Genomic DNA, 509 nt, shown 5'->3' with positions numbered 1-509 from the left:
ACTATATTTGAAAAAAAGCACTTTCAAAGTCAACTTTCTTCTTTAGTAATTCCGGAGTAATGATTAGTTGATTTACATGTTATTGAGGAGTTTAAAGGTTGTCCAACCCATGATAAAATTGGAGGGGTTAATAACTGTAGAAATGGGTGTGAAATGGAAATGGCCATTTTAAAAAATGATTGGGCTCCTTTACTTGATGGAGAGTTTAAAAAACCGTATTACCTGCGTTTGCGGGAAATTTTACGGCAAGAATATAAAACGAGAGTGATTTATCCGGATCCACATGATATTTATAATGCGTTACATTTCACTCCGTTTAACGATACGAAAGTTGTCATTATCGGCCAGGATCCTTATCATGGACCGGGACAGGCTCACGGATTAAGTTTTTCAGTGAAACCTGGAGTAGGAATCCCCCCATCCTTGCAAAATATTTATAAGGAGTTGCAGGCTGATTTGGGGTGCTATATTCCAAATAACGGTTACCTTGTCAAATGGGCCGGTAGTGA

1 protein-coding gene is annotated in these 509 nt (G+C 38.1%); it reads left to right on the top strand.

Going from position 1 to position 509, the window contains the following annotated elements; genetic code table 11:
* Positions 1-159: 159 nt before the first annotated feature.
* Positions 160-509, top strand: a 350-nt coding sequence (locus BFU02S_RS16175) for a uracil-DNA glycosylase (protein ID WP_369690725.1), incomplete at its 3' end; no start/stop codon positions are given.

The sequence above is a fragment of the Neobacillus fumarioli NBRC 102428 genome (assembly GCF_001591485.1).
Lineage (GTDB): Bacteria > Bacillota > Bacilli > Bacillales > Cytobacillaceae > Neobacillus > Neobacillus fumarioli.
The sequence above is the reverse complement of the archived record's forward strand: the minus strand, read 5'-3'. Positions and strand labels throughout refer to the sequence as shown.